The following is a 755-nucleotide window of genomic DNA, read 5'->3' on the forward strand; positions in this document are numbered from 1 at the left end:
ACACAAAAGGAAAAGGAGAGGGAATGAGTGCAAAGTCATTTTATCATAAAAATGTTAGGGATTAAAGACAAAAATGTAGATGTGTGGGCTATTGATGAGACTTCTGGGGAGTTACTTATAGAGCTTTATACGAAGAAAAGGAAACAGGCCTGCATGGCTTGTAAGCAAAAGACGAAACGGGTTCATGGCTATCGATTACAGAAGATAAAGGGTCCGATCCTATCGGATCGCCAGGTTCATATTTCTTTACGAAAGAGGAGATATCTCTGTACAAATTGTAATCATACATTTTATGAGCGATTGCAAATGATTGGGCATTATCAACGGTGTATTTCTTCTCTACAAACAACTGCTCTGAGTTATACAGCCATTGGCTCTTTTACAACGGCTGCACGGCTGGCGGGCATGACAACCAATCGATTATTGCGGCTATTCGACAAACACACCATAAAGACAAAAAAGGTTTTGCCTAGAGCTATTGCCATTGATGAATTCAAGGGAGATGCTGGTGGAGAAAGGTTTCAATCGGTAGTCGTTGATGTAGAAAATAAAGAGATTCTGGATATCTTGCCCGATAGAAAAGTAGACACAATTAAGGAATATCTAAACTCTGTTGATACTGGTAATGTTGAAGTTGTAGTAATTGATTTATCGAATTCTTTTAAACAGGCTGTTCGAAAAGCTTTAGGTGATCCACTTATTATTGCGGATCGTTTTCACTTCATGCGACAAGTTTATTGGGCGTTAGATGATGT

1 protein-coding gene is annotated in these 755 nt (G+C 38.8%); it reads left to right on the plus strand.

Going from position 1 to position 755, the window contains the following annotated elements:
• Positions 1–27: 27 nt before the first annotated feature.
• Positions 28–755: transposase (locus tag ACOI1D_RS21785; RefSeq protein ID WP_422504295.1), on the plus strand; the 728-nt coding region annotated here is incomplete at its 3' end.

The sequence above is a fragment of the Virgibacillus sp. DJP39 genome (genome assembly GCF_049310925.1).
Lineage (GTDB): Bacteria > Bacillota > Bacilli > Bacillales > Amphibacillaceae > Virgibacillus_F.